Below are 25,244 nucleotides of genomic sequence, written 5' to 3' on the forward strand. Positions count from 1 at the left end.
TTATCTGCCTCGAGAATCAATACTGCACTTTGCGGTCGACGTAGCGGAACTGCACGACCGTCAGGGCAATCACAATGAACATCAGCACCACCGACTGGGCCGCGGACGAGCCGAGGTCCAGGCCGCGGAAGCCATCGCTGTACACCTTGTAGACCAGGATCGAGGTCGACGTGCCCGGACCGCCCTGCGTGGTGGTGTCCACCACCGCGAAGGTGTCGAAGAAGGCATAGATGATATTGACCACCAGCAGGAAGAAGGTGGTGGGCGAGAGCAGCGGGAACACGATGCTCCAGAAGCGGCGCGACGGGCTGGCGCCGTCGATGGCGGCGGCTTCGATGAGCGAACGCGGAATCGACTGCAGGCCGGCCAGGAAGAACAGGAAGTTGTACGAGACCTGCTTCCAGACGGCGGCAATCAGCACCAGGATCATGGCCTGGTTGCCGTCCAGGCGTGGGTTCCAGTCGACGCCGGCCTGGCGCAGGGCCACGGCCAGGATGCCGACCGAGGGCGAGAACAGGAACAGCCACAGCACGCCGACCACGGCGGGCGCGACGGCGTAGGGCCAGATCAGCAGGGTCTTGTAGAGCCCGGCGCCGCGGATCACGCGGTCGGCCATGACGGCCAGCAGCAGCGACACGCCCAGGCCGACCACCGCGACCAGGATCGAGAACACCGCCGTGACACGGAAGGAATCGAGGTAGGCCTGCTGCGAGAACAGTTCCATGAAGTTGTCGAGGCCGACGAACTCGGAGGACAGGCCGAACGCATCTTCCAGCCGCATCGACTGCCACATGGCCTGGCCGGCGGGAAGGAAGAAGAAGACCACGGTAATGACGATCTGCGGCAGGAGCAGCAGATAGGGCAGGGTCTTATGCCCGAAGACGACACGTTTTTCCATAGGGGGAACCCAAGGTACGAAAAGCGGCGGTTGGATTAACCGCCGCCTGGTGAAACAGCCGCCGGGGTGGGCCGGCCGGCCTGCGGCGCGGGGATGCGCCGGTACTCATAAAACACGATAGGCTTAAAGCCCTAAAAAAACCAGGGCTTTAAGCCTTGTTCGCCAGGGGCAAGTCCTTGTTGCACAACGGGAATCGTGCATCGCGGGACTTGCCGGCAAGCCACGGAACGGGCGTTACTTTACACTCTTCTCGAACTTTTCCAGCAGCTCGTTGCCGCGCTTGACGATGTTCTCGGCGCCGTCCTTGGCCGAGACCTTGCCCGACACGATACGTTCGATTTCAGCGTCCTCGATTTCACGGATCTGCGGCAGGAAGCCCAGGCGCAGGCCGCGCGATTGCGCGGTGGTTTCGACGTTCAGCTGCTTGACGCCGACTTCGGTGCCCGGGTTCTTGTCGTAGAAGCCTTCCTTCTTGGTCAGCTCGTAGGCGGCCTTGGTGACGGGCACGTAGCCGGTCTGCTGGTGCCAGCGGGCGGCGATTTCCGGGCTGGCCAGGAACTTGAAGAACGCGGTCACGCCCTTGTAGGTTTCCGGCTTCTTGTTGGCGAAGACCCACAGCGAAGCGCCGCCGATGATGGTGTTCTGCGGCGCGCCCTGCACGTCGCCGTAGTAGGGCAGGGTCGAGGTGCCGAACTCGAACTTGGCGTTCTTGGCGATGTTGGCGCGCAGGCCCGACGAACCGGTGATCATGGCGCACTTGCCGCTGATGAACAGCGAGTTCGGCTCGTCGCCGCGACCGCCGTACATGAAGATGCCTTCCTTGCCCAGCTTGGCCAGGTTTTCCAGGTGGCGCACGTGCAGCGGGGTGTTGATGGCGATGCGGGCGTCCAGGCCGCCGAAACCGTTATCCTTGGTGGCGTACGGCACGTTGTGCCAGGCCGAGAACGTTTCCAGCTGGACCCACGACGGCCACGAGGTGGTGTAGCCGCATTCCTGGCCGGCGGCCTTGAGCTTCTGGCCGGCGGCGGCCAGTTCTTCCCAGGTCTTGGGCGGCTTGTCGGCGTCCAGGCCGGCCTTCTTGAAGGCGTCCTTGTTGTAGTAGAACACCACGGTCGAGCTGTTGAAGGGCATCGACACCAGCTTGCCGTCGGCCGACGAGTAGTAGCCGGCCACGGCGCCGATGAATTCCTTCGGGTCGATCGGGTTGCCGGCTTCTTCCGACATCTGCTGCACCGGCTTGATGGCGCCCTTGGCGTACATCATGGTGGCGGTGCCGACTTCGAACACCTGGAGGATGTCCGGGGCGTTGCCGGCGCGGAACGCGGCGATGCCGGCGTTCATCGATTCGCCGTAGTTGCCCTTGTAGACGGCCTTGACCTGGTAGTCGGGGTTCTTCTTGTTGAACTCGTCGACCAGACCGTTGACGCGGTCGCCCAGCGCGCCTTCCATCGAGTGCCAGAACGTGATTTCGGTGGCCGCGTGCGCGGAGGCGCCGGCAAAGGCCGCCATCACGGCGGCGAAGGTAAGGGCAATTCGGTGGGATCGCATGAGAGGTTTCCTCCAGTTGGTCGTGTCGCGACCGGGGTTGTCCCGGCGCGGAAAACACGTCACCTTATGAATTGTTTGTGACAAAACCGTGACTTTCACATCAGTTAAAACGCCTGTCAAATTGCGCGTTTCAGGCGCGAACGAACATTTTCTTTTTTTTCCCGCCGGGGCGGCCCGGTTTACAATCGCATCCTATGAAAAACGAACTTTCGATTGCGTTCATCGGCGGCGGCAATATGGCCGCCGCGCTGGCCTCGGGTCTTGCGGGCAAAGTATGCCCCGCCGGCAGCATTCATGTCATTGACATTAACCAGGATTCGCACGCTGCCTGGCAGGCTCGCGGCATGACCACCGCGACCGCCCCGGACGAGGCCCTGGCGCGCTGCCGCGTATGGGTGTTCGCGGTCAAGCCACAGAACATGAAAGACGTTGTGGCTTCCACGCGTCAGTGGTTGCGCGACGACACTTTGGTGATAAGCGTGGCGGCCGGGATCCGCGCCGACACCCTGGCGGGCTGGCTGGGCACGCCCGAGGCGCCGTGGCGCCGCCTGGTGCGCTGCATGCCCAACACGCCGGCGCTGGTGGGCGCCGGCATCACCGGCCTGGCGGCGCTGGATGGCGTGGGGCAGGCCGACCGCGACCTGGCCGCCACCATGCTGGCCAGCGTCGGCGAAGTGGTCTGGGTGGCTGACGATGCCGCGCTGGACGCCGTGACGGCGCTGTCAGGCAGCGGCCCGGCCTATGTCTTCCTGTTCCTGGAAGCCCTGATCGCCGGCGGCCAGAAGGTCGGCCTGACGGCCGAGCAGGCGCGCCAGCTGGCGCTGGGCACCTTCGCCGGCGCCACCAGGCTGGCGGCGGAATCGTCCGAACCCCCCTCGGTGCTGCGCGAGCGCGTCACCTCCAAGGGCGGCACCACCGCCGCGGCGCTGGCCGCGTTCAACGCCGCCGGCTTTGCCGGCATCGTCGAGGACGCCATGGCCGCGGCCGCGCGGCGTTCGCGCGAGCTGGCCGAGGAGTTCGGCAAGTGAGTCACGCCGTTGCGCGCTTTGCCCCCATGAGCCGGGCGCAGTTCGGCATCGCCGTGCTGTGCATGCTGGTGGTAGTGGTGGGCTCGAACATCCTGGTGCAGGTGCCGCTGAACGACTGGCTGACCTGGGGCGGCCTGTCGTATCCGGTGGCGTTTCTGGTGACCGACGTGCTCAATCGCCGCTTCGGTCCCGCGGCCGCGCGCCGCGTGGTGTGGTTCGGTTTCGCCGCGGCATTGGCGGTGTCGGTGTGGGCGGCGTCGCCGCGCATCGCGCTGGCCTCGGGGCTGGCCTATATCTGCGCGCAACTGGTCGACATCCAGGTGTTCGATCGCCTGCGCGATCAGCGCTGGTGGCGCGCGCCGCTGGTTTCCGGCGTGCTGGGCGCGATCCTCGACACCGCGGTGTTCTTCAGCGTGGCCTTCGCGGCCAGCGGCGCGCCGTGGGTCACCTGGATGATGGGCGACCTGGCGATCAAGCTGGCGGTCAATATCAGCATGCTGGCGCCGTTCCGCGCGCTGATGTGGAACCTGGCCAAGCCGGCCAGCGTGTGATTGTCGAAAATCAGTCGGTATTAATTAACGGGATAATCATTATCCGTAAGACTCGCGTAAGTACTGTATGAAAATGCGCGGTCAAACGGCGTATTAATGATTATTCATATAAATCACCTGCCATCGATTCGCGCGCCGCGCCATGGGTAATCCAAGGCGCGGTGCGGATTTCCCCTGCGATTTCACGCACTTGTCGTACTAATCCGTCACGATTAAAGGTTTCTCCTGAAATATTGGGGATTACACGCAGTGACAGTATGTCTGCTTGCTTCCAGAATACCGCCCACACCGTGTTTTTGCCCAAGAAGCCGGCGACGGGCGATGCGGGTTTAGGGGTATCCACCCGATAAACCGGATCGAACAGAGCCGCTCAAAACCTCGCTGGAGAACTCCGCATGAAGTTTCTGCATCGCCTTACCCCGGTAGCTATGGCATTCGGGGCGCTTGCCCTGGCAGGTTCCGTGCACGCCGCCGATACGATCAAGATCGGCATCCCGCAGCCCATGACGGGCCCCAACACCCAGTACGGCGACCAGATCCAGGCTGGCGCGCTGACTGCCATCGAGACCATCAACGCCAAGGGCGGCGTGAAGGGCAAGAAGCTCGAACCGATCCTCATCGACGACGGTTGCGAACCGAAGCAGGCCGTGCCGGCCGCCAACCGCGTGGTCAATTCCGGCGCCAAGTTCGCCGTGGCCCATGCGTGCTCGGGCGTGACCGTGGCCGCCGTCAACGTCTACGAACAGGAAGGCATCGTCGGCATCACCCCGGGCGCCACCTCGCCCCTGGTCACCGACACCATCAAGCCGCACTTCTTCTTCCGCACCATCGGCCGCGACGACCAACAGGGTCCGTACGCCGCGCGCTACATCGCCAACACCCTCAAGCCCAAGAAGGTCGCCGTGCTGCACGACAAGCAGACCTACGGCTCGGGCGTGGCCACCCAGGTCAAGGACACCCTGGCCAAGGAAGGCGTGAACGTGGCGCTGTTCGAAGGCATCAACGTCGGCGACAGCGATTACTCGGCCATCATCACCAAGCTCAAGTCGGCCGGCGTCGACCTGGTCTATTTCGGCGGCTACCACCCCGAACTGGGCCTGCTGCTGCGCCAGTCGCGTGAACAGGGCCTGAAGGTCCAGTTCATGGGTCCGGAAGGCACCGCCAACCAGGACCTGGTGGCGATCGCCGGCCCGGCCATCGACGGCCTGCTGGTCACGCTGCCCGCCGACTTCACCAAGCTGCCGGCCAACGAAAGCATCGTCAAGGCTTTCAAGGATGCCAAGCGCGATCCGGACGGCGCCTTCCAGATGCCGGCCTACGCCGCGGTCCAGATCCTGGCCGACAGCATCACCGCGGTGGGCGAGGACCCCGCCAAGGTGGCCGACTACATGCACAAGACCACCTTCAACACCGGTATCGGCAAGGTCGAGTACGACGCCAAGGGCGACCTGAAGAACTTCGAGTTCGCCGTCTACAAGTGGGACAAGAACGGCAAGAAGACCCAGCTGTAAACTCCCGCGATTCCGCCGGCGTGGTGCCGGCGCGAGGGCCTGTCGTCGTCGTTGTGCCGTAATCCGCGTAGCGATGCGCCAAAAGCGCTGTGCGGCCGGCAGGCGGTGATCACAGGCCCTTAAAATACGCCCAGGTTTCCGGCTCCGGGTCTCTCTACCGGAGCCGGAACTATTTGGAGCAAGAGAAATAATGTCCGACCTCATACCCCAACTTACCCAGCAATTCTTCAACGGATTGTCTCTGGGCGCGATCTACGCGTTGATTGCCATCGGCTACACAATGGTCTACGGCATCATCGGTATGATCAACTTCGCTCACGGCGAAATCTACATGATCGGCGCCTATGTCGGCCTGGTCACCCTGACGGCCATCGGCACCAATAGCGGCCTGCCGGTACCGTTCATCATCGCCGCGATGCTGCTGGTGGCCATCGTCGTCACCGGCATCTACGGTTTCAGCGTCGAGCGGGTCGCGTACCGCCCGGTGCGGGGCAGCCCCCGCCTGGTGGCGCTGATCTCGGCCATCGGCATGTCGATCTTCCTGCAGAACTGGGTCGCGCTGGGCCAGGGCGCGCGCGATATGGCGGTGCCTTCGCTGGTGTCCGGCGCGGTGCAGTTCCACATGGGTTCCGACTTCGATGTGACGGTGCCGTATTCGCGCATCATGATCATCCTGGTGACCGTCGCCCTGATGGTCGGCCTGACGCTGTTCATCAAGTATTCCCGCATGGGCCGCGCCTCGCGCGCCTGCTCGCAGGACATGCACATGGCCAACCTGCTGGGCATCGACACCAACCGCGTGATCTCGTTCACCTTCGTGATGGGCGCGATCCTGGCGGCGGTGGGCGGCGTGCTGATCGCCATCACCATCGGCAAGCTCAATCCCTTCATCGGCTTCCTGGCCGGCATCAAGGCCTTCACGGCGGCGGTGCTGGGCGGCATCGGCAGCATTCCCGGCGCCATGCTGGGCGGCGTGCTGCTGGGCCTGGCCGAAACGTTCGCGGCAGCCTATATCTCGTCGCAGTACAAGGACATCGTGGCGTTCTCGCTGCTGGTCCTGATCCTGCTGTTCCGTCCCACCGGGCTGTTGGGCAAACCTGAGGTGGAAAAAGTCTGATGTCGAACAACAACCTGAAAAACGCCACCATGGCGGCGGTGCTGACCGCCGTCATCGTCACCCCCGTCTTCGGCCTGCAACTGATCCGCCAGGGCGCGCGCACCTCGATGGAGTCGCACTGGTCGCTGGTGGCCATCGCCGCCGCGGTCGTGTTCGTGTTCCAGTTGCTGCGGCCCTGGATCGCCAAGCCGTTCCAGAAGCTCAAGGTGGGCCTGCCGACGCTGCCGTCGGCCCCGGCCAAGAACAACAAGCTGCTGATGCTGCTGATCCTGGCGGTGGCCGTCACCTGGCCATTCTTCGCCGGCCGCAGCTCGGTCGACATCGCCACGCTGGTGCTGATCTACGTGATGCTGGGCCTGGGCCTGAACATCGTGGTCGGTTTCGCCGGGCTGCTGGACCTGGGCTTCGTCGGGTTCTATGCCGTGGGGGCCTACACCTATGCCTTGCTGTACCACTGGGGCGGCTGGAGCTTCTGGGAAGCGCTGCCGTTCTCGGGCGCCATGGCCGCCTTGTTCGGCTTCGTGCTGGGCTTTCCGGTGCTGCGCCTGCGCGGCGACTACCTGGCCATCGTGACGCTGGGCTTCGGTGAAATGATCCGCCTGCTGCTGATCAACCTGAACACGCTCACGGGCGGTCCGGACGGCATCTCGGGCATTCCCAAGCCGTCGGTGTTCGGCCTGGAAATGACGCGCCGGGCAAGCGAGGAGGGCGCGACCACGTTCCACGACTTCTTCGGCCTGACGTTCCAGAACCAGCACATGGTGATCTATCTGTACATGATGGCGCTGCTGCTGGCGCTGGTCACGCTGTTCGTCTCCACGCGCCTGATCCGCATGCCGGTGGGCCGCGCCTGGGAGGCGCTGCGCGAGGACGAGATCGCCTGCCGTTCGCTGGGCCTGAACCCGACCCGCATCAAGCTGTCGGCCTTCACGCTGGGCGCGACCTTCGCCGGTTTCGGCGGCGCGTTCTTCGCGGCGCGCCAGGGCATGGTCAATCCGGAATCCTTCACCTTCATCGAGTCGGCGCTGATCCTGGCCATCGTGGTGCTCGGCGGCATGGGTTCGCAGGTCGGGGTGATCCTGGCGGCGATCCTGCTGACGGTGCTGCCCGAGCTGGCGCGCGAGTTCGCCGAGTACCGGATGTTGATGTTCGGCCTGGTGATGGTATTGATGATGATGTGGCGTCCGCAGGGGTTGTTGCCCATGAAGCGTCCCCACGTGGAGCTGGCTAAATGAGCGAGGCATTGCTGAAAGTATCCGGACTGACCATGCGCTTCGGCGGCCTGCTGGCCGTCGACAGCGTGGCGTTCGAAGTCAAATCCGACGAGGTGTTCGCCATCATCGGCCCCAACGGGGCCGGCAAGACCACCGTGTTCAACTGCGTGGGCGGTTTCTACGCGCCGACGGCCGGCGATATCGTGATGGACGGCAAATCCATCACCGGCCTGCCCAGCCACAAGGTGGCGCGCCATGGCCTGGTGCGCACGTTCCAGAACGTGCGGCTGTTCAAGCAGCTGACGGTGCTGGAGAACCTGCTGGTGGCGCAGCATACGCAGGTGGAGGCGCGCCTGCTGCCCGGCCTGCTCAAGACCAAGGCCTACCGCCAGGCGGAGGCCGATGCGTTGTCGCGCGCGGCCCAGTGGCTGGATTTCATGGGACTGCGCGAGTACGCCAACCGCGAGGCCGGCAACCTGGCCTACGGCCACCAGCGCCGCCTGGAGATCGCGCGCTGCATGATCACCAAGCCGCGCCTGTTGATGCTGGACGAGCCGGCCGCCGGCCTGAACCCGCAGGAAAAGCGCGATCTGCAATCGCTGATCGACCAGCTGCGCCGCGAGTTCGGCGTGGCGGTGCTGCTGATCGAGCACGACATGAGCCTGATCATGGGCATTTCGGACCGCATCCTGGTCATGGAACACGGCAAGCCCATCACTACCGGCACCCCCGAGCAGGTGCGCAACGACGAGCGCGTCATCAAGGCGTACCTGGGGGAGGAATAAATGCTGAAGCTGGAAAACATCCACACCTACTACGGCGCCATCCAGGCGCTGAACGGCGTGTCGGTGGACGTCAACAAGGGCGAGATCGTGACCCTGATCGGCGCCAACGGCGCCGGCAAGACCACGCTGCTGATGACGGTCTGCGGCAATCCGCGAGCCAAGGAAGGCAAAATCACCTTCGAGGGCGAGGACATCACCAACAAGGACACCCACCACATCATGCGCAATGGCATCGCCATTTCGCCGGAAGGGCGGCGCGTGTTCAAGGACCTGACGGTGGCCGAGAACCTGAAGATGGGGGGCTTTTTCTCCAAGCGCGAGGAGATCCAGGCGGGGATTGACCACGTCTATGGATTGTTCCCGCGCCTGAAGGAACGGGCCAGCCAGCGCGCCGGGTTGATGTCGGGCGGCGAGCAGCAGATGCTGGCGATCGGGCGGGCGTTGATGACGCGGCCGCGCCTGCTGCTGCTGGACGAGCCGACGCTGGGGCTGGCGCCATTGGTGATCGCGCAGATCTTCGACATCATCCGCGAGATCCGGGAACAGGGCGTGACGGTGTTCCTGGTCGAGCAGAATGCCAACAAGGCACTGCAGGTGGCGGATCGCGGCTACGTGCTGGAGAACGGGCGGGTCGTGCTGCAGGATACGGGGGCGAATCTGCTGGTCAATGACCAGGTTCGGAAGGCGTATCTGGGCGGGTGATTCGAATTACGGTTTATTCCCCGCGAAGGGAAATTTGGGCGCTGCTGAAAGGGGCGCCCTTTTTTTGTTTTGTCGGCGCGGATGGTGCTTCGTAGGTCGCCCGAGGCGGGTGGCCGGTGGGCACGGCAGGCCAACGATTGCGGTCCGGCGCGCGGGCGCCGGACTTCCCCTGCGTCAACCTCGTACGCCTTCGGCTCCCTTCGGTTTCCCTCGGGCGCATCGACGGCCCGCCGCGCCCACCGGCCACCCACCTCGGGCTGCGGATTGCGAGGCTTGTCGCGTTGCTGGAGCGTGGGGTAAGGGGCGACGTTTGCGGGGCCCGCAAAGATCGGCCGCGCGGGCGGCCGATCTTTGCATACGCGCTGATTTTGCGTCGGGAGGATGACGCTGTGCGCTTGGGGAGGGGGTGACCCGCCGGGGAGGGGAGAGAGAGAGGGATATGCCGAACTGCATCAAACATGGAGCCCGGACGATATCGAATTCAACGGTTAGCAGCCTTCAATCTCCGGCACTGGGATCGGGGCGCCTGAGCTTTCAAATAGCAAAACTCGACCACCCCGGAGCGCGTCGCGTATTACTTGCCCGCGGGGCCCAGCGCTTCTGCCCAGTTCTTTTTCATGGCGGCGATGCGGTCCTCGTAGGCGGATTTCAGGCAGGCGGCGTCGGGGCAACGGTCGCGCACGGTGGTGCGCCATTGCGTCTGCTCGTTCGCCACGGGATCGCGCCGTTCACCGGTTTCACCGTCGCGGCCGGCGGTTTCGGCCTGAATCCTGTCGTAGAGATCCTTCATCTGATCGTCCAGCCTGGACAGCGATGGGTCGGCGCAGATCAGATGTTCGACATGGGTTTTGGCGGCCTTGCAGTCGAAGCCGGCGGCATGGGCGGCCTGGATCGGCAGGAAAGAAGCGCTGGCGAGGACGGCGCAGACCACAGCGTGCACAATCGCGGGTTTGCGTTGGGCGTGTTGTTGCCGGCGCCGGCCTTTCATGGCGCTGGCCGGTATTGCCGCGAGAACGGGGTTGCGCACGTCCTTGACTCCTGAATGGTCCGGGGCCACCGACAGGGTGGCCCACGGATCGATTCTCCCGGTTGTCGCGCGGTTGTGCAACTCGCAGGCCTTGCCTACGCCGCGATGCGTTGCTCGGGCTGGTCGGCCAGGTAGTGGGCGATGGCGGCGCGGGCCAGGGCGTCGATGGAGTCGGTCAGGGTGATGCCGAGGCTGGGACGCAGGGCGTGGGGCACGGCCAGCGGCAGTTCGGTGCAGCCGAGGACGACGGCGTCGGCGCCGCGGGCCTTGAGGCGGGCGATGCAGTCGGCGGCGGGGGCGAAGGCGGCTTCGAGCTGGTTGCCCTTGACGGCGCGGATCGAGGCCATGCAATAGCGTTCGACTTCATCGTCGTCGGGGACGATGCATTCGTAGCCCTGGGCTTCGAGGTGGCGCTGGTAGAGGCCGAGCTTGAGCGTGGCGGCGGTGCCCATGAGGCCGATGCGGCCCTGCTGCAGGCCGAGGCGGCGCAGGTCGTCGATAACGGCCTGGATGATGTGCAGCACGGGGCGCCGGGTGGCGGCGGCGATGTCGTCGTACCAGAGATGCGCGGTGTTGCAGGGGATGGCGATGAGCTGGGCGCCGGCGCGTTCCAGGAAGCGCACGCCTTCGACCATGTAGGGCAGGGGATTCTCGCCGCCGGCCATGTAGGCGCTGGAACGATCGGGGATGCGCGGATCGTTGCGCAGCAGGGTGGGGATGTGCTGCTGGTCCGCGTCGGCGGGCGTGAGCGCCGCCAGGCGGAGCGCGAAGGCGGCGCCGGCCATGGGGCCCATGCCGCCCAAAACACCCAGGTAACAGCCCTGGGAATAGCTATTCACTTTGTTGACTCCAAGGTATTGCATCACCGGGTGCCAGTACCTGGCCCGGGCGTTCGGCGCCGGTCCGTTCCCCATCCCAGACCTGCCTGCCATTGACCCACACGGCGTGGATGCCCTGGCTGACCTGAATGGGAGCTGAAAAAGTGGCCGTGTCTGTGACGTTGGCGGGATCGAACAGCACCAGATCAGCATGATACCCCTGCCGCAGCAGGCCGCGCTCGGTCAGGCCGTATTGGGCCGCCGCCAGGCCGGTCATCTTGTGGATGGCGGTTTCCAGCGACAGCAGCCGTTGTTCGCGCACCATGGTGCGCAGCACGTTGGTGAAGGTGCCCCACTGGCGCGGGTGCGGGTGCGGGTCGAAGGGCAGGCCGTCCGAGCCGACCATGGTCAGCGGATGGCTGAAGATGCGGTTGACGTCGGCCGGATCCATCAGGAAGTAGATGGCGCCGGCGGGCGCCAGGCGGGCGATGGCGGCTTCGTCGTCCAGGCCCAGTTCGGCCATGACCGCGGCGAAGTCGCGGCCGGTGGCCTCGGGGTAGCCCTTGGACCAGGTGATCATGGTGCGGCTGGCCAGGCGGGCGCGGTCCAGCCGCAGCATGGTCGAGGTGGCGGGATACGGATGGCAGTCGAGGCAGACGCGCTGCGTGGCGGCGGCGCGGCTGATCATGTCCAGCGTTTCGCGGCTGCGGCCGTGGTTGCGTTCGCCTGCCAGCTTGTGGTGCGAGAACACCACGCGGCAGTCCAGTTCGCGGCCGATCAGCAGGGCCTCTTCCATGGCCGGCACGATGTGGTCGGCCTCGTCGCGCAGGTGGGTGGCGTAGATCGCGCCGGCGCGGCCGCGCAGCGGCTGGCAGACGTCGATGATCTCGTCGGTGGGCGCGGCGCTGGCGGGCGGGTAGAAGGTGCCGGTGGAGACGCCGAAGGCGCCGGCCGCCAGCGCTTCGTCCAGCAGGGCGCGCATGGCCTGGCGTTCGGCGTCGGTGGCGGCGCGGCCGGTGTCGTCCATGACGGCCACGCGCAGCGTGGTGTGGCCGACCAGCGGGATCACGTTGACGGCGGCGGGCGTTTCGGCAAGGGCCCGCAGCCAGTCGCGGAAGGTGGCGAAACGGAACAGCTCGGGCGGGCCCAGCAGGTCGAGCGGCTGCGGGATCTGCCGGCGCGACAGTGGCGCCAGGCTGATGCCGCAGTTGCCGGTGACGACCGTGGTGATGCCTTGCGAAACCTTGGGCAGCATCTCGGGATGCGCCAGCAGGTAGCCGTCGTCGTGGGTGTGCGAGTCGATGAAGCCGGGCGCCAGCGCCAGGCCGCGGGCATCGATCACCGGCACGCCCGGCAGGTGGGCGAAATCGCCCAGCGCCACGATGCGCCCGCCGCGCACCGCCAGGTCGCCCTGGCGGGCGGGGCCGCCGCCGCCGTCAATGAGGGTGGCGCCGGCGATGATGAAGTCGGCTTGCGCGGGAGCGTCGTCCGAGGTGCTGCGGTCCGTCATGGCCAGGTTCAGTCCAGTTTCTCGATGCCGGCGGTTTCGATGATCTGCTTCCACTTGGCGGTTTCGCGATCGATCAGCTGCTTGAATTCGGCCGGGCTGCCGCTGGCGGGTTCGGCGCCAAGCGTTTCCAGGCCGGTGCGGACCTCGGGCGCCTGCAAGGCTTTCTGGATGGCGGCGTTGAGCTGCGCCACGACCTCGGGCGGGGTGTCCTTGGGCGCGACCACGCCGCCCCAGGCCACAGTCTCGTAGCCCTTCAGGCCGGCTTCGTCCAGCGTCGGCACGTCGGGCATCAGCGCCAGGCGCTTCAAGCTGCTGACGCCGATGGCGCGCACCTTGCCGCTCTTGACCAGCGGGGTGGCTTCGGAGGTGTTGACGAACAGGTAGTCCAGGCGTCCGCCGAGCAGGTCCTGGATGGCGGCGGGGCCGCCGTTGTACGGGATGAACATGACATCGACCTTGGCCATGCTCTTGAACAGTTCGCCGCCCATGTGGCCGGTGGTGCCGACGCCGGAAGCGCCGTACGACAGGCGGCCGGGTTCCTTGCGGGCGCGGTCGATCAGGTCCTGCACGCTCTTGACGGGCGAATCGGCCGGCACGATCAGCGCGTTGTACAGGTCGAACATGTGCGCCACGGGCGTCAGGTCCTTGTCGACGTCGTAGGGCAGGCGCTTGAACAGCGAGCGGTTCACCGCCAGCGTGTTGATGTTGCCGTAGCCCACGGTGTAGCCGTCGGGCGCGGCGCGCTTGACCAGTGCGATGCCGATGTTGCCGGCGGCGCCGGGGCGGTTTTCCACCACCAGCGTGGCGCCGGTGTCCTTGGCCAGTTGCGTGGTGATCAGGCGCGACAGCACGTCGGGCGAACCGCCGGCGGCCGACGGCACGATGAAGGTGATCGGCTTGTCGGGATAGGCGCCGGCGGCCTGCGCGCCCGTGCTGAAGGTGGCGGCTAGCGCCAGGGCGGCGAGGCCGCGGATGAAGGTGCGTTGCATGCTGGATTCCCCTTGTTTTGTTGTGTGGAGGCGGGCAGATTAGCACCGGGGTTGCGGCACCGCGTCATCGAAAAATGTCGAAAACCTATAATCCGCCGTTATTGACCAAGGGGAACAACATGGATGCGCACGACGATGCCGACGCGCTCGCGCCCAGCGCCGGCCGCGCGTTGAACCTGCGCCAGATCGAGGTGTTCCGCGCCATTATGATGGCCGGCTCGATCAGCGGCGCGGGCCGCATGCTGCACGTCTCGCAACCGGCGGTGAGCCGGGTGCTGGCGCTGACCGAAAGCCGCCTGGGCTACCGGCTGTTCGAACGTGTCAAGAGCCGCCTGTCGCCCACCGCCGAGGCGCGCCGGCTGTATGCCGAAGTCGAACAGGTCTACGGCGGGATCCAGCGCGTCAACGACCTGGCGGCCGCCTTGGGGCAGTCGGGCGCGGGCATGCTCAAGGTGGTGGCCAGCGCCAGCTATGGCCAACGACTGGTGCCGATGGCGCTGGGGCGTTTGCGCGACCGCAATGGCGCCGCGCGGGTCGACTATCGCAGCGTCACGTTCGACGAACTGGCGGCGTATTTCCTGTCGGGCCAGGCCGATATCGGCATCTCGATGCGACCGCCCGACCATCCCAACCTGACCTCGGTCAAGCTGGCGACGGTGCCGGTGATCTGCGTCCTGCCCAAGGGGCATCCACTGGCGGCGCACGAGGTGGTGCATCCGGAGGATTTCGCCTCGGCAGCCTGGATCGGCTACCCGCGCGACACCCCACTGGGACGCGCGCTGCAATCGTTCTTTGGCGGCGCGCCGGCCTGTCCTGCGGCGGTGGAAGTGCATTCGCCGGTGACTGCCTGTTCGTTCGTGCAGCAGGGGCTCGGTCCGGCACTGGTGGATGCCTGGTGCGTGTCGCCCGACCAGACCGAAAGCATGGTGCTGCGGCCCATCGCGCCGGGCGCCAGCGTGGAGATCTGGGCCACGCATTCGAACCTGAGCGCGCCGCCATTGCTGGCGCGGCGCTTCCTGGCGGCGGTCAAGAAGACGCTGGACAGCGCGGCCCCGGCCCTGGCGGGCGGCTGAAGGAAATCAGGCTGGCGCGCAAGAGAAAACGCCCCGGCGCGCAAGGGCGGCGGGGCGTTCGGGCCGGCCGGTCATACCGGCCTGGCGGGCTTATTCCAGGCCTTCGGCCTTGAGCGCGGCCTTGACGCCGGCGTTGTCCTGCATGCGCTTGAAGAACGCGGCCAGGTGGTCCTGGCCCGACAGGTCGACCTGCTTGGCGTGGGCCCAGCGCAGCACCACGTACAGATAGGCGTCGGCGACCGACGGCGCCTCGCCGCCCAGGTAGGGCTGGTTGATCAGTTGGGCGTCGAGCAGCGCGAACAGGCGCGTCAGCAGCTTGGAGGCGGACGCCGCCAGTTCCTGCTGCGGCGCTTCCTCGCTGAGGAAACGGCCGGCGCCGAAGATCATCGAGAACGTCTTGTGGATGTCGGAATTGATGAAACCGAGCCAGCGGCGCACGTCGGCGCGCGAACGGGCCGAGCCGTCGCCCAGCAGGTTGGCCTGCGGCGCCTGTTCGGCCAGGTATTCGAGGATCGCGACGTTCTGGGTCAGCGTGAAACCGTCGTCGTCCAGCGCGGGCACGGCGCCGAGCGGATTGACCTTGAGGAACTCGGGGCCCTTGAGTTCGTCACGGCTGAGCTTGCGGGTTTCGTACGGCTTGCCGATCCATTCCAGCACGATGTGGGAAGCGAGCGAGCACGCGCCGGGCATGTAGTACAGTTTCATGTAAGGGAGTCTCCTGAAAGGAAAGGACGGGGAGGCCGCCCGTCACAGGCTCCTATGGTACGCCACCCGCAAGGCGCCGCCGAGCACCGCCGCGCCTCACCCAGCCGCCGGAGATGTCCATGCCGTCACGCCCGCCCGCGATCCGTCGCGTCTCGTCCCTGATCGCTTTCGCCGGCGCCGCGCTATGGACGGCCGCGGCCTGGGCCACGTCACAGAAAAGCCCCGGCCAGCCGCCCGCCGCGCGCGCGCAGGTGACGGTGGTCGTGGGCGGCCTGGACCACCCGTGGTCGATGGCATTCCTGCCCGGGGGCGGCGTGCTGATCACGGAAAGGCCTGGCCACCTGCGCCTGCTGCGCGCGCCCGGCGGCTTGTCCAAGCCGCTGGCGGGCGTGCCGAAGGTGGCGGCGCAGGGGCAGGGCGGTTTGCTGGACGTGGCGCTGTCGCCGGACTTCGCGCGGGATCGCTACGTCTACCTTTCGTATGCCGAATCGGACGGCTCGCGCAGCGGCACCGCCGTGGGCCGCGGCCGCCTGTCGGCCGACGCCGGCGCGCTGGAGGATTTCCAGGTGCTGTTCCGCCAGGCGCCCAAGTTGTCGCAAGGGCAGCACTTCGGGTCGCGCCTGGTGTTCGACGGCAAGGGCCACCTCTTCATTTCGCTCGGCGAGAACAACCAGCGGCCCACCGCGCAGGATCTGGACAAGCTCCAGGGCAAAGTGGTGCGCCTCGCGCCCGATGGCTCGGTGCCGCCCGACAATCCCTTCGTCGGCAAGGCCGGCGCGCGTCCCGAGATCTGGTCGTACGGCCATCGCAATCCGCAGGGCATGGCACTCAATCCGTGGACCGGCGCGCTGTGGGAGCACGAGCATGGTCCGCGCGGCGGCGACGAAATCAACCTGGTGCAGGCCGGCAGGAACTATGGCTGGCCGCTGGCGACCTATGGCATCAATTATTCGGGCCAGCCGATACCGGAAGCCAAGGGCGAGACGCTGGCCGGCATGGAGCCGCCGCTGTACTGGTGGGCCAGGTCGCCGGCCATCAGCGGCATGGCGTTCTACGACGCCGACCGTTTCCCGGCGTGGCGCCGTTCCCTGTTCATCGGCGCGCTGGCCGACCAGGACCTGATCCGGCTGACGCTGGACGGCGACAGGGTGGTGGCCGAGGAGCGCCTGCTGGGTGAACGCAAGGCGCGCATCCGCGACGTGCGGCAAGGCCCGGATGGCTATGTCTATGTGTTGACCGACGCGTCGCCCGGCGAACTGCTGCGGCTCGCGCCGGCGCAAACCGGAGGATGACCACGATGATGAAAACCTACGAATTGATCGGCTCGCAGGGCTGCGGTTCGGCCATCGTCGAGATGGCGCTGGCGCTGGCCAACGTGCCGCACACGCTGACCGACGTGCCGTACCTGAAGCCCGGGCCCGAGCGCGAGCGGCTGTTGCGCCTGAACCCGCTGGGGCAGGTGCCGACGCTGATCACGCCGGACGGCGAGGTCATGACCGAAAGCGCGGCCATGGTGCTGCATCTGCATGACGTGGCGCCCCAGGCGGGCCTGGCGCCGGAAGCCTCGCGGCCCGAGCGCGCGCGCTTCCTGAACCTGCTGGTGCGGCTGGTGGCGGCGGTCTATCCGACCTTCACCTATGGCGACGACCCGCCGCAATGGACCACGCCGGGCGCGCCGGCCGAGCTGCTGCGTGAACGCATACATGGCCGCCGCGCCGAAGTGTGGCTGGAACTGGAGCGCCAGGCCGGCACCCCGCACATGCTGGGCCGCCGCTTTTCGGCGCTGGACCTGTACGTGACGGTGATGACGCACTGGCGGCCCGGCCCGGCCTGGTTCGAGGCCAACTGTCCGGCCTTGACGGCGGTGGCGCGCCAGGCGGCGCAGGAACCGAACGTGGCGCGCGTGCTCAAGCGCAATTTCCCGCCGCCGACCGAGTAGCCGGCACGCCTGGCCACGGCGATGCCGCCGCGGCCAATGCGTCCCGGACGCCTACGCCTTGGCGCGTCGCTTGTGCGAACCGCGCGCCTCGCGCAGCGCGATGTAGACGCCGCTGCCGGCGATGAACAGGGCGCCCAGGTAGGCGTAGGCGTCGGGCGCCTCGCGCCAGAAGATCCAGCCCAGCAGCGTGGCCCAGATCAGGCCGGTGTAGTCGAACGGCGCCACCACCGAGGCCGGCGCGATGCGAAAACCCTGCGTGATCAGCGCCAGGCCCAGCGTGCTGAACAGCGCCACCGCGGCGAAATAGGGCAGGTCCGCCATGGCCGGCGTATGCCAGACCCAGGGCAGCGCCACGGCGCTGCACACCAGCTGGCCGGCGACGATGTAGAAGGTGGTGGTCAGCATCCCTTCGCCGCGGCTGATGCCGCGCGCGGTGATCATCATGACGGCATACAGGAACGCGGTGGTCAGCGGCAGCAGCGTGGCCGCCTGGAAGGCATCGGTGCCCGGCCGCACAATGATCAGCACGCCCGCGAAGCCGGCCAGCACCGCCAGCCAGCGCCGGCCATCGACCCGTTCCTTCAGGATCAGTACCGACAGCGCCGTCACGAACAGCGGCGCGGCAAAGGCGATGGCGGTGGCTTCTGCCAGCGGCAGCGCGCGCAGCCCCAGGTAGAAGCAACAGGCCGACACGACGTTGATGGCGCCGCGCGTCAGGTGCAGTGCGGGATGGTCGGTGCGCAGCACCCGGCGCCCGCCCAGCCAGATGGCCAGCGCGGTCACGAACGGCAGCGCGATCAGCGCGCGCAGGAACAGGATCTGCAGCGGGTTGTAGGTGGTGCCCAGCCATTTGGCGTTGGCATCGCTGAGCGTCAGGAAGAAAATGCCGCCGGCGACACAGGCGATGCCTGCGAAGGCGGAGTGGTCACGCGCGGCGGGAAAAACGGTAGGGGACGACATCGGGGTTCAGCGGAAAAGGCGGCCGAGGCCGCCAGAAGGGGTAATGCGGGGTTGCCGGGCGCCGGCCCGGCGTGGATTCAGCCCTGGGCGCGGTAGGCGGCCAGCGCCACCATGGCCCAGGCGGCCAGGAACGCGGCGCCGCCCACGGGCGTGATGGCGCCCAGCCAATGGGTGCCGGTCAGGGTCAGGACGTACAGGCTACCTGAAAACAGCACGATGCCGATTAACATCACCAGGCCGGCGGCCGACAGCAATGGCGAACCGTAGCGCGCGCCCAGCAGCGCGATGATGAACAGGCCCAGGCCATGCACCAGATGGTACATGACGCCGGTCTGCCAGACCGACAGCAGCTCGGGCGTCACCAGGCGCTTGAGGCCGTGCGCGCCGAAGGCACCGGCGCCGACGGCGATCAGCAGATTGATGGCCGCGAGGATGGTGAGCTGGCGGTCGGTCATGCGAGGTCCTTTGCTGGAAGATGGGCGGGTGTGCAGATGACATGATAGGCCCATTCGCCGCGACCGTCCGGGCAGGCCCTGGCGAGGGGCGCCGCCTTCAATCCAACTTCAAGCCAACTTCAAGCCAACTTCAATCCACCGTCAATACCGCGCGGCCCAGCACCTTGCCGGCGCGCAGCGACGCCAGCACGCTGTCGGCCTCGTCCAGCGGATAGCGGTGCACCGGCATCGGCGGCACCTCGCCGGTGCGCACCAGGTCCATCAGCTCGCGCAGTTCGGCCAGGTTGCCGACGTAGCTGCCGATGATGGACATGGCCTTCATGGGAATCAGCGCGATCGGCCAGGACGAGGCGCCGCCGAAGAGGCCGACGATGATGAGCTTGCCGCCCTTGGTCAGGAAGTCGAAGGCGAGGGCGGTGGTGGACGGCGCGCCGACCAGGTCGATGGCGGCCTGCAGCGGCTTGCCGCCCGCTGCCTTGATGATCTGCTGCGCGGCGTCCGGCGCGGCGCCGTCGATGGCGGCCAGCGCGCCGGCCTCCAGCGCGGCCTGACGCTTGGCCGGGTCGATATCGACCACGATGCCGCCCTTGCCGCCGAGCGCCTTGATCAGCGTCAGGCTCATCAGGCCCAGGCCGCCGGCGCCGAAGATGACCACCGGATGCTCGCGGTAGACGGCCTCGCCGATCTTCCGGAGCGCCGAATAGGTGGTCAGGCCGGAGCAGGCGTAGGGCGCGATGCGGGCCGGGTCCAGGTCGCCGATGTCGATCAGGTAGCGCGGGTGCGGCACCAGGATGTGGTCGGCGTAGCCGCCGGCGCGATGCACGCCCAGGCAGGCCGGCGCGGTGCAGTGGTTCTCCTGGCCCGACAGGCAGGTCGGGCAGGCGCCGCAGCCGATCCACGGATAGACCAGGTAGTTGCGGCCGGATTCCACGCCCTGCGCGTCGGGACCGGCCGCCACCACGCTGCCCACGGTCTCGTGGCCCATCGTCAGCGGCAGCGATACGCCGCGGTCCTTGAGCGACAGCGTGCGGCCCTGGCCGAGGTCATAGCCGCCTTCCCACAAATGGATATCGCTGTGGCAGACGCCCGCGGCGCGCACCTTCAACAGCACCTGCGATCCTTGCGGCGCGGGCGTGGCCTGGTCCATCTGCTGCAGCGGTTCGCGGAAGTTGACGACGCAATAGCACTTCATGGGATGTCTCCTCGGGGAATTGGCTTTATTTCTTGATCAAGGGGCACTCGCTGTCGGCCAGCGAGACGAATACCTTCTCGCCGGGCACCGTGGACAGGATGCGGTAGAAGTCGCCGGGGTACTTGGATTCCGCGGGTTTTTTCACTTCCACCAGATACAGGTCCATGATGACTCGCCCGTCTTCGGGGCGTATGCGGGCATTCTTGATCAGTTTGGTGGTGATGGGCAACTCGCGCATCTTCCGGTTGACAGCGGCGCCTTCGAAGCTGCCCGCGGCCTGCGCGGCCTGCAGGTAATGCGTGGTGGCGACGTAGCTAAGGGCCTGCACGATCGAAGGCGGGCGCGTCACGCCCATCTTCTGCTGCCAGCGGCGGGTCCAGGCGCGCGTGTCGTCGTCGGCGTCCCAGTAGAAGCCGGTGGGAAAGGTCAGGCCCTGCGCCACCGGCAGGCCCATGGCCTGCACGTCGTTGATGAAGGTCAGGAAGGTCAGCAAACGCTGCTTGCCGCCCGTCAGGCCGAACTCCTGGGCCTGCTTGATCAGGTTGACCAGGTCGCCGCCGGCGCTGGCCAGGCCGACCACGTCGGCCTTGGAGGCCTGCGCCTGCACCAGGAACGAGGCGAAGTCCATGGCGCCCAGCGGGTGCCGCGTGCTGCCCAGCACCTTGCCGCCGGCGCCTTGCACGAAGCGGCTGGCGTTGGCCTCCAGCGACTTGCCGAAGACGTAATCGGTGGTGATGAAGTACCAGGACTTGCCGCCACTTTCGACCACGCTCTTGACCACCGCATTGGCCAGTGCGTAGGTGTCGGGCGCCCACTGGGTGCTGAGCGGGCTGCATTGCTTGCCGCTGAAATCGCCGGCGAAGCCGCCGCTGATGAGCGCGGTGCCGCCTTTCTCGCGCGCCACGCCCTGGGCCGCCAGGCCGGCGGAGCTGGCGCCGCCATCGACCACCGCCACCAGCCCCTGGGTATCGAACCAGCGCCGCACCAGGGCCGAGGCCACGTCGGCCTTGTTCTGGTTGTCGGCGCCGACCACCTCGACCGTCTTGCCGGCGACCTTGCCGCCGAAGTCCTCCACGGCCATGCGCACGGCCACTTCGGAGCCCAGCCCGCCCAGGTCCGAATAGATGCCGGAGCGGTCGTTGGAAACGCCCAGGCGCACGATGTCGGCGCCGGCGGCGGCTTGGGCCTGGACGGCCGGAACATGCATGGCACAGGCGGCCAGCGTGGCGGCCACGGCCGCGCACAAGGGATTGATACGCATCGGTTTGTCTCCACGGCCCGTCGGGCGAGCCGAATATCGGTTTTCTTGGGTGACGCGAATGCTGGGCCGGGGCGCCGGTTCTCCATCCGGCTGAAAATTTATTCTTATTGGTGAATAAAAATTCCTGTGCAAGAATTTATGTTCCCATATATGAAAAGTCAACACATCCTCGCGGGGCCATCGCCATGGAAGTCAAACTGGTCGTCCGGACGCTGGAACTGATCGAGCTGTATGCGCAGGCGCGCCGCCCGCTGTCGCTGACCGAACTGGCGCAAGGGCTGGGCGCGCCGATGTCCAGCTGCCTGGCCCTGGTGCGCACGCTGGCGGGGCGCGGCTATCTTTACGAGGTGCGGCGGCGCGGCGGTTACTACCCGACGCCGCGGCTACAGGCGCTGTGCGGCCTGATCCAGGCGGGTGACCCCTGGCTGGAGCGGGTGCGGCCGCAATTGGCGGCGCTGCGCGACCGGACCGACGAGACGGTGATGCTGGGCAAGATCCAGGACGGCGGGGTGCTGTTCCTGGAGGTGGCCGAATCGGCGCAGCCGGTGCATTACGCCACCCGCCCCGGCGAACGGCGGCCGCTGCACACGAGCGCGGTGGCCAAGGCGATCCTGGCGCGCCTGGCGCCGGGCGAGCGAGAGGCGGTGCTGGCGGCGGCGGATTTCCGCCGCTACACGGATCACACCCGTACCACGCGGGCCGCGCTGCTGGCGGACGTGGCCCGGGCCGAGGCCCAGGGCTGGGCCGAGAATGCCGGCGAAAGCGTGGCGGACCTGACCGGCCTGGCGGTGGCGCTGGAGCGGGCAGGGGAATGGTACGCGCTGTGCCTGGCGGGGCCAACGCCGCGGGTACGGGCACGCCGCGAGGCCCACGTGCAAAGCCTGGCGGCGGCGGCCGAGGCGGTGCGCCGCGACGGCGAGACCTGACTGTCAGGCGCCGCGGCGCACCAGCGTCGACTTGCCGAACAGGCTTTCGATCAGGTCCACCGCCAGGTCGGCGGTCTTGTTGCGCACGTCGAAGGCGGGGTTCAGTTCGACCACATCCAGCGAGCGCATCAGCCCGGTGTCGGCGATCATTTCCATGCACAGTTGCGCTTCGCGGTAGGTTGGGCCGCCCATCACGGTGGTGCCGACACCGGGCGCGATCTCGGGGTCGAGGAAGTCAACGTCGAAGCTCACGTGCAGGTGGGTGTCTTCGTCCAGCCCGGCCAGCGCCGCTTCCATCGTTGCGCGCATGCCCATTTCGTCCAGGTAGCGCATGTCGAACACCTCCAGGCCGGCCTGGTGCACCAGGCGTTTTTCGCCCTCGTCGACGCTGCGGATGCCGATCTGGCGCACCCACGACGGATCGATGTCGGGCGTCTGGCCCGACATGCCGGTGATCTGGGCCGGGCCATGGCCGCACAGGCAGGCTACCGGCATGCCGTGGATGTTGCCGGTCGGCGTCAGGGTATTGGTGTTGAAGTCGGTGTGCGCGTCCAGCCACAGCACGCGCAATTTCTTGCCCACGGCGCGGCAATGGCGCGCCACCGCGCTGATCGAGCCGATGCCCAGGCAATGGTCGCCGCCCAGCAGAATGGGCAACGCGCCCTGCGTCAGGGCCTGGTACATGGCATCGTGCACGGCCTGATTCCAGGCGGTCACTTCGTCCAGGTGACGATAGCCGTCGACGGGCGATTGCCACGGATTGGCCGGGCCGTAGAGATTGCCGCGATCGGTGACCCGGAAGCCCTGCGCCTCGATGACGGGGCCGATGCCGGCCACGCGCAGGGCTTCGGGGCCCATCGAGGCGCCGCGCGCGCCCGCGCCGATGTCGGTCGGGGCGCCGATCAGGGTGACTTGGGTAGGCAGGGTGGCGGTGTTTTGCAAGGTGGGCTCCGTGATGCAAGGTTGCAGTGCCGGCATCGAGTGTAGCGCCGTGGCGCGACGCGATTGCCATTGCGCGGGCAAGGCTTTTGGCCGGCGCAGGGCGGCCTTTGCGGCACAATAGCCGCATCCGACGTCTTTTCAAGTGGATGATTCCATGTCTTTCCGTTCTCTCTTTCCGGCCCTGGCGCGCGCCGCCGCCGTGGCCGTCCTTGGCCTGGCCTGCGCGCAGTCGGCGCTGGCGGCCGAAAAGCCGCTGCGCATCGGCCTGATTCCCAGTGTCGCCAACGCGGCCACCGAACTGGCCGTGGCCGAAGCGCGCAAGGCCGGCCTGGACGTCGAACTGGTCGAATTCAACGACTGGGTGCTACCCAATATCGCCGTGGCCGATGGCTCGGTGGACGCCAATTTCTTCCAGCACGAACCGTTCCTGCAGTTGTTCAACGCCCGTCGCGGCGCCAATCTGACGCCGATCGCCTATGGCTACTCCACCACCATCGGCCTGTTTTCCAAGAAACTCAAGAAAGGCCAGCCGCTGCCGGATGGCGCCACCGTCGCGGTGCCGAACGATCCCGTCAACACAGGCCGCGCCCTGCTGCTGCTGGAATCCATCGGCCTGATCAAGCTCAAGCCGGGCGTGGCGCACCAGGCGACCCTGGAAGACGTCACCGCCAATCCCAGGAAACTGAAGTTCGTGCAGATCGAAGGGTCGCAATCGGCTCGTGTGTTCGACGACGTCACCGCTTCCGTCACCTACACCACATTTGCCAAGCAGGCCGGTCTCGATGAAAAGGATGGCCTGGCGTTCGACAATACGGATCCGGCCAACGTCCGCCGCTACGCCATTCGCTGGGTCACGCGGCCCGATCATGCGCAGGACCCGCGGCTGCTGAAGTTCATTTCCATCTACCAGCAATCGCCCGAGGTCAAGGCCAAGCTGCGCAGCCTCTACGGCGACCTGATCACTTTCCCCTGGTAGCGCGAGCCGGAGCCGCCCGGGCGGGGTGGCGACGAATTGACGTTTCTTGGCAGTTGGCGGGCGGGCTTGAACGTATACTGGCGGCGCTTTTCACGCCCCGGTCCATGGCCGGGCCGCGCCGCCTTTCCCGCCTGCGAACCCATGCGACTCGTCTCCCCGAATGACGCTCTGATTGCCCCGCAGGCGCGGGAGGCCGGCCGTGGCCGAGCCGGCGCCGCCGATCCCCGCGACGAAGAACTGGCGCGGCTGCGTGAAGTGGTGGCGCAGTACGAGGCGTTGTTCGAGAACGCGCCGGTGCTGATCAACGCCTTCGACCAACACGGCAAATGCCTGCTGTGGAACGAAGCCTGTGTGCGTCGCTTCGGCTGGACCCGCGACGAAATCAACGGCCATGCCGAACCCCTGGCGCTGTTCTACCCCGACCCGGAAATCCGGGCGCGTGTCGTCGCCAGTGTGGTGCTCGAGCCGAATCGCTCGTTCCGCGAATGGCAGCCCCTGGCGCGTGATGGCGAGCGTCTTTCGGTGATGTGGTCCAACGTGCGCCTGCCGGACGGTAGCGTGGTCAATATCGGTATGGATATGACCGAGAATCGCCGCAACGAGGCCGCGCTGGCGCGCCTGGCCAAGGTCGACGGCCTGACCGGCTGTTGGACCCGCGCCGAGATTCTGCAACGCATGAAGGGCCTGCTGGAGACGGCCAAGCGCGGCGCTCGCCATACCGCGCTGATGCTCGACCTGGACCATTTCAAGCAGGTCAACGACCGCTATGGACACCTGGGGGGCGATGCGGCGTTGCGCCACTTCTGTGATCAGTTGCGCACGTGCCTGAGGGAGGGCGACTCGGTGGGGAGGCTGGGCGGCGAGGAATTCGTGGTGTTGCTGGCGGATGCCGACAAGGATGTGGCGCTGGCGGTGTGCGACCGTCTGCGCGCCTGCCTGCGCCAGCACCCGGCGCAGGTCGAAGGCCATGCCCTGGTGCTGTCGGCCAGCGGCGGTATCACCCGCTTCCTGGAGACCGATGCCAGCATGTCGGATGTGCTGCGGCGCGCTGACCTGGCTTTGTACCAGGCCAAGCGCGCAGGCCGCGATTGCGCGGTAGTGCTGCCGGGCTGAAGCG

26 protein-coding genes are annotated in these 25,244 nt (G+C 66.9%); 13 read left to right on the plus strand and 13 right to left on the minus strand.

The features are described from left to right. Window positions 1-16: 16 nt before the first annotated feature. The gene (gene ugpA, locus ACUTAG_RS29300; protein ID WP_006386446.1) at window positions 17-898 is read right to left on the minus strand and encodes a sn-glycerol-3-phosphate ABC transporter permease UgpA; all 882 of its coding nucleotides are present in this window, start codon (window positions 896-898) and stop codon (window positions 17-19) included. Window positions 899-1,132: 234 nt separating this feature from the next. Continuing rightward, complete coding sequence (ugpB, locus tag ACUTAG_RS29305; protein ID WP_006386447.1) at window positions 1,133-2,446, minus strand: sn-glycerol-3-phosphate ABC transporter substrate-binding protein UgpB; 1,314 nt, start codon at window positions 2,444-2,446, stop codon at window positions 1,133-1,135. Between the two features lie 194 nt (window positions 2,447-2,640). On the opposite strand from ugpB, the gene proC reads away from it, so the two are divergent. Further along, a complete protein-coding gene (proC, locus tag ACUTAG_RS29310; RefSeq protein ID WP_006386448.1) occupies window positions 2,641-3,474 on the plus strand; it encodes a pyrroline-5-carboxylate reductase in 834 nt (277 codons plus the stop codon). Window positions 3,475-3,500: 26 nt separating this feature from the next. Continuing rightward, a complete protein-coding gene (locus tag ACUTAG_RS29315) occupies window positions 3,501-4,025 on the plus strand; it encodes a queuosine precursor transporter (RefSeq protein ID WP_054484412.1) in 525 nt (174 codons plus the stop codon). A gap of 100 nt (window positions 4,026-4,125) precedes the next feature. Here ACUTAG_RS29315 and ACUTAG_RS29320 read toward each other — a convergent pair whose 3' ends face one another. Further along, complete coding sequence (locus ACUTAG_RS29320; protein WP_131728610.1) at window positions 4,126-4,368, minus strand: hypothetical protein; 243 nt, start codon at window positions 4,366-4,368, stop codon at window positions 4,126-4,128. 52 nt (window positions 4,369-4,420) lie between these two features. Between ACUTAG_RS29320 and ACUTAG_RS29325 the strand changes: the two genes are divergently transcribed. The 5 genes from ACUTAG_RS29325 (at window position 4,421) to ACUTAG_RS29345 (ending at window position 9,354) form a co-directional block, all read left to right on the plus strand. After that, the gene (locus tag ACUTAG_RS29325) at window positions 4,421-5,536 is read left to right on the plus strand and encodes a branched-chain amino acid ABC transporter substrate-binding protein (RefSeq protein WP_006386450.1); all 1,116 of its coding nucleotides are present in this window, start codon (window positions 4,421-4,423) and stop codon (window positions 5,534-5,536) included. 190 nt (window positions 5,537-5,726) lie between these two features. Beyond that, complete coding sequence (livH, locus tag ACUTAG_RS29330; RefSeq protein WP_020927547.1) at window positions 5,727-6,653, plus strand: high-affinity branched-chain amino acid ABC transporter permease LivH; 927 nt, start codon at window positions 5,727-5,729, stop codon at window positions 6,651-6,653. Further along, window positions 6,653-7,888, plus strand: a complete 1,236-nt coding sequence (locus ACUTAG_RS29335; RefSeq protein ID WP_006386452.1) for a high-affinity branched-chain amino acid ABC transporter permease LivM — start codon at window positions 6,653-6,655, stop codon at window positions 7,886-7,888. The genes livH and ACUTAG_RS29335 overlap by 1 nt, the downstream gene beginning before the upstream one ends. Then, window positions 7,885-8,652, plus strand: a complete 768-nt coding sequence (gene livG, locus ACUTAG_RS29340) for a high-affinity branched-chain amino acid ABC transporter ATP-binding protein LivG (protein ID WP_006386453.1) — start codon at window positions 7,885-7,887, stop codon at window positions 8,650-8,652. The genes ACUTAG_RS29335 and livG overlap by 4 nt, the downstream gene beginning before the upstream one ends. After that, window positions 8,653-9,354 (plus strand): ABC transporter ATP-binding protein, encoded by a 702-nt coding sequence (locus ACUTAG_RS29345; protein WP_006386454.1) that lies wholly within the window; start codon window positions 8,653-8,655, stop codon window positions 9,352-9,354. Between the two features lie 574 nt (window positions 9,355-9,928). Here ACUTAG_RS29345 and ACUTAG_RS29350 read toward each other — a convergent pair. From ACUTAG_RS29350 to ACUTAG_RS29365, 4 genes are read right to left on the minus strand one after another with little or no spacing between them, the layout of a single operon-like run. Continuing rightward, the gene (locus ACUTAG_RS29350; RefSeq protein WP_446650425.1) at window positions 9,929-10,462 is read right to left on the minus strand and encodes a lysozyme inhibitor LprI family protein; all 534 of its coding nucleotides are present in this window, start codon (window positions 10,460-10,462) and stop codon (window positions 9,929-9,931) included. Between the two features lie 14 nt (window positions 10,463-10,476). Continuing rightward, on the minus strand, window positions 10,477-11,220 hold the full coding sequence (locus tag ACUTAG_RS29355) for an aspartate/glutamate racemase family protein (RefSeq protein ID WP_054484410.1): 744 nt from the start codon (window positions 11,218-11,220) through the stop codon (window positions 10,477-10,479). Beyond that, window positions 11,213-12,709 carry an N-acyl-D-amino-acid deacylase family protein gene (locus ACUTAG_RS29360; protein WP_446650426.1) on the minus strand — a complete coding sequence of 499 codons (1,497 nt, stop codon included), beginning with the start codon at window positions 12,707-12,709 and terminating at the stop codon, window positions 11,213-11,215. Before ACUTAG_RS29360 ends, ACUTAG_RS29355 begins: the two co-directional genes overlap by 8 nt. Window positions 12,710-12,717: 8 nt before the next feature. Further along, complete coding sequence (locus tag ACUTAG_RS29365) at window positions 12,718-13,698, minus strand: Bug family tripartite tricarboxylate transporter substrate binding protein (protein WP_446650427.1); 981 nt, start codon at window positions 13,696-13,698, stop codon at window positions 12,718-12,720. Between the two features lie 119 nt (window positions 13,699-13,817). Between ACUTAG_RS29365 and ACUTAG_RS29370 the strand changes: the two genes are divergently transcribed. Next, complete coding sequence (locus ACUTAG_RS29370; RefSeq protein ID WP_020927552.1) at window positions 13,818-14,771, plus strand: LysR family transcriptional regulator; 954 nt, start codon at window positions 13,818-13,820, stop codon at window positions 14,769-14,771. A gap of 90 nt (window positions 14,772-14,861) precedes the next feature. Here the strand turns inward: ACUTAG_RS29370 and ACUTAG_RS29375 are convergent, their stop codons facing one another. Continuing rightward, window positions 14,862-15,476 (minus strand): glutathione S-transferase family protein, encoded by a 615-nt coding sequence (locus tag ACUTAG_RS29375; protein ID WP_020927553.1) that lies wholly within the window; start codon window positions 15,474-15,476, stop codon window positions 14,862-14,864. Window positions 15,477-15,595: 119 nt separating this feature from the next. Between ACUTAG_RS29375 and ACUTAG_RS29380 the strand changes: the two genes are divergently transcribed. Then, window positions 15,596-16,768: a PQQ-dependent sugar dehydrogenase gene (locus ACUTAG_RS29380; RefSeq protein WP_446650428.1), complete on the plus strand. Its 1,173-nt coding sequence runs from the start codon at window positions 15,596-15,598 to the stop codon at window positions 16,766-16,768. Between the two features lie 8 nt (window positions 16,769-16,776). Beyond that, window positions 16,777-17,415: a glutathione S-transferase family protein gene (locus ACUTAG_RS29385; RefSeq protein ID WP_026383493.1), complete on the plus strand. Its 639-nt coding sequence runs from the start codon at window positions 16,777-16,779 to the stop codon at window positions 17,413-17,415. A 51-nt stretch (window positions 17,416-17,466) separates the two neighbouring features. Here ACUTAG_RS29385 and ACUTAG_RS29390 read toward each other — a convergent pair whose 3' ends face one another. From ACUTAG_RS29390 to ACUTAG_RS29405, 4 genes are all read right to left on the minus strand, one after another. Then, complete coding sequence (locus ACUTAG_RS29390) at window positions 17,467-18,375, minus strand: DMT family transporter (RefSeq protein WP_238874284.1); 909 nt, start codon at window positions 18,373-18,375, stop codon at window positions 17,467-17,469. A gap of 77 nt (window positions 18,376-18,452) precedes the next feature. Next, the gene (locus tag ACUTAG_RS29395) at window positions 18,453-18,830 is read right to left on the minus strand and encodes a DUF423 domain-containing protein (RefSeq protein WP_446650429.1); all 378 of its coding nucleotides are present in this window, start codon (window positions 18,828-18,830) and stop codon (window positions 18,453-18,455) included. Between the two features lie 130 nt (window positions 18,831-18,960). Next, entirely contained in the window at window positions 18,961-20,022 is a 1,062-nt protein-coding gene (locus tag ACUTAG_RS29400) for an alcohol dehydrogenase (protein ID WP_020927556.1), read from the minus strand. Between the two features lie 25 nt (window positions 20,023-20,047). Continuing rightward, window positions 20,048-21,283, minus strand: coding sequence for an ABC transporter substrate-binding protein (locus ACUTAG_RS29405; protein WP_020927557.1), 1,236 nt, complete (start codon window positions 21,281-21,283; stop codon window positions 20,048-20,050). 185 nt (window positions 21,284-21,468) lie between these two features. Here ACUTAG_RS29405 and ACUTAG_RS29410 point away from each other — a divergent pair, with 185 nt between their 5' ends. Next, a complete protein-coding gene (locus ACUTAG_RS29410) occupies window positions 21,469-22,209 on the plus strand; it encodes an IclR family transcriptional regulator (protein ID WP_149895058.1) in 741 nt (246 codons plus the stop codon). A 3-nt stretch (window positions 22,210-22,212) separates the two neighbouring features. On the opposite strand, the gene rocF is transcribed toward ACUTAG_RS29410, so the two are convergent. Continuing rightward, a complete protein-coding gene (gene rocF, locus ACUTAG_RS29415; protein ID WP_446650430.1) occupies window positions 22,213-23,151 on the minus strand; it encodes an arginase in 939 nt (312 codons plus the stop codon). Window positions 23,152-23,305: 154 nt separating this feature from the next. Here rocF and ACUTAG_RS29420 point away from each other — a divergent pair, with 154 nt between their 5' ends. Together ACUTAG_RS29420 and ACUTAG_RS29425 are read left to right on the plus strand one after the other, a co-directional pair. Further along, window positions 23,306-24,127 (plus strand): MetQ/NlpA family ABC transporter substrate-binding protein, encoded by an 822-nt coding sequence (locus ACUTAG_RS29420; RefSeq protein WP_058664347.1) that lies wholly within the window; start codon window positions 23,306-23,308, stop codon window positions 24,125-24,127. A 141-nt stretch (window positions 24,128-24,268) separates the two neighbouring features. Then, the gene (locus ACUTAG_RS29425) at window positions 24,269-25,240 is read left to right on the plus strand and encodes a GGDEF domain-containing protein (protein WP_446650431.1); all 972 of its coding nucleotides are present in this window, start codon (window positions 24,269-24,271) and stop codon (window positions 25,238-25,240) included. Window positions 25,241-25,244: the final 4 nt, after the last annotated feature.

Source organism: Achromobacter sp. CSND-B12, assembly GCF_052906545.1.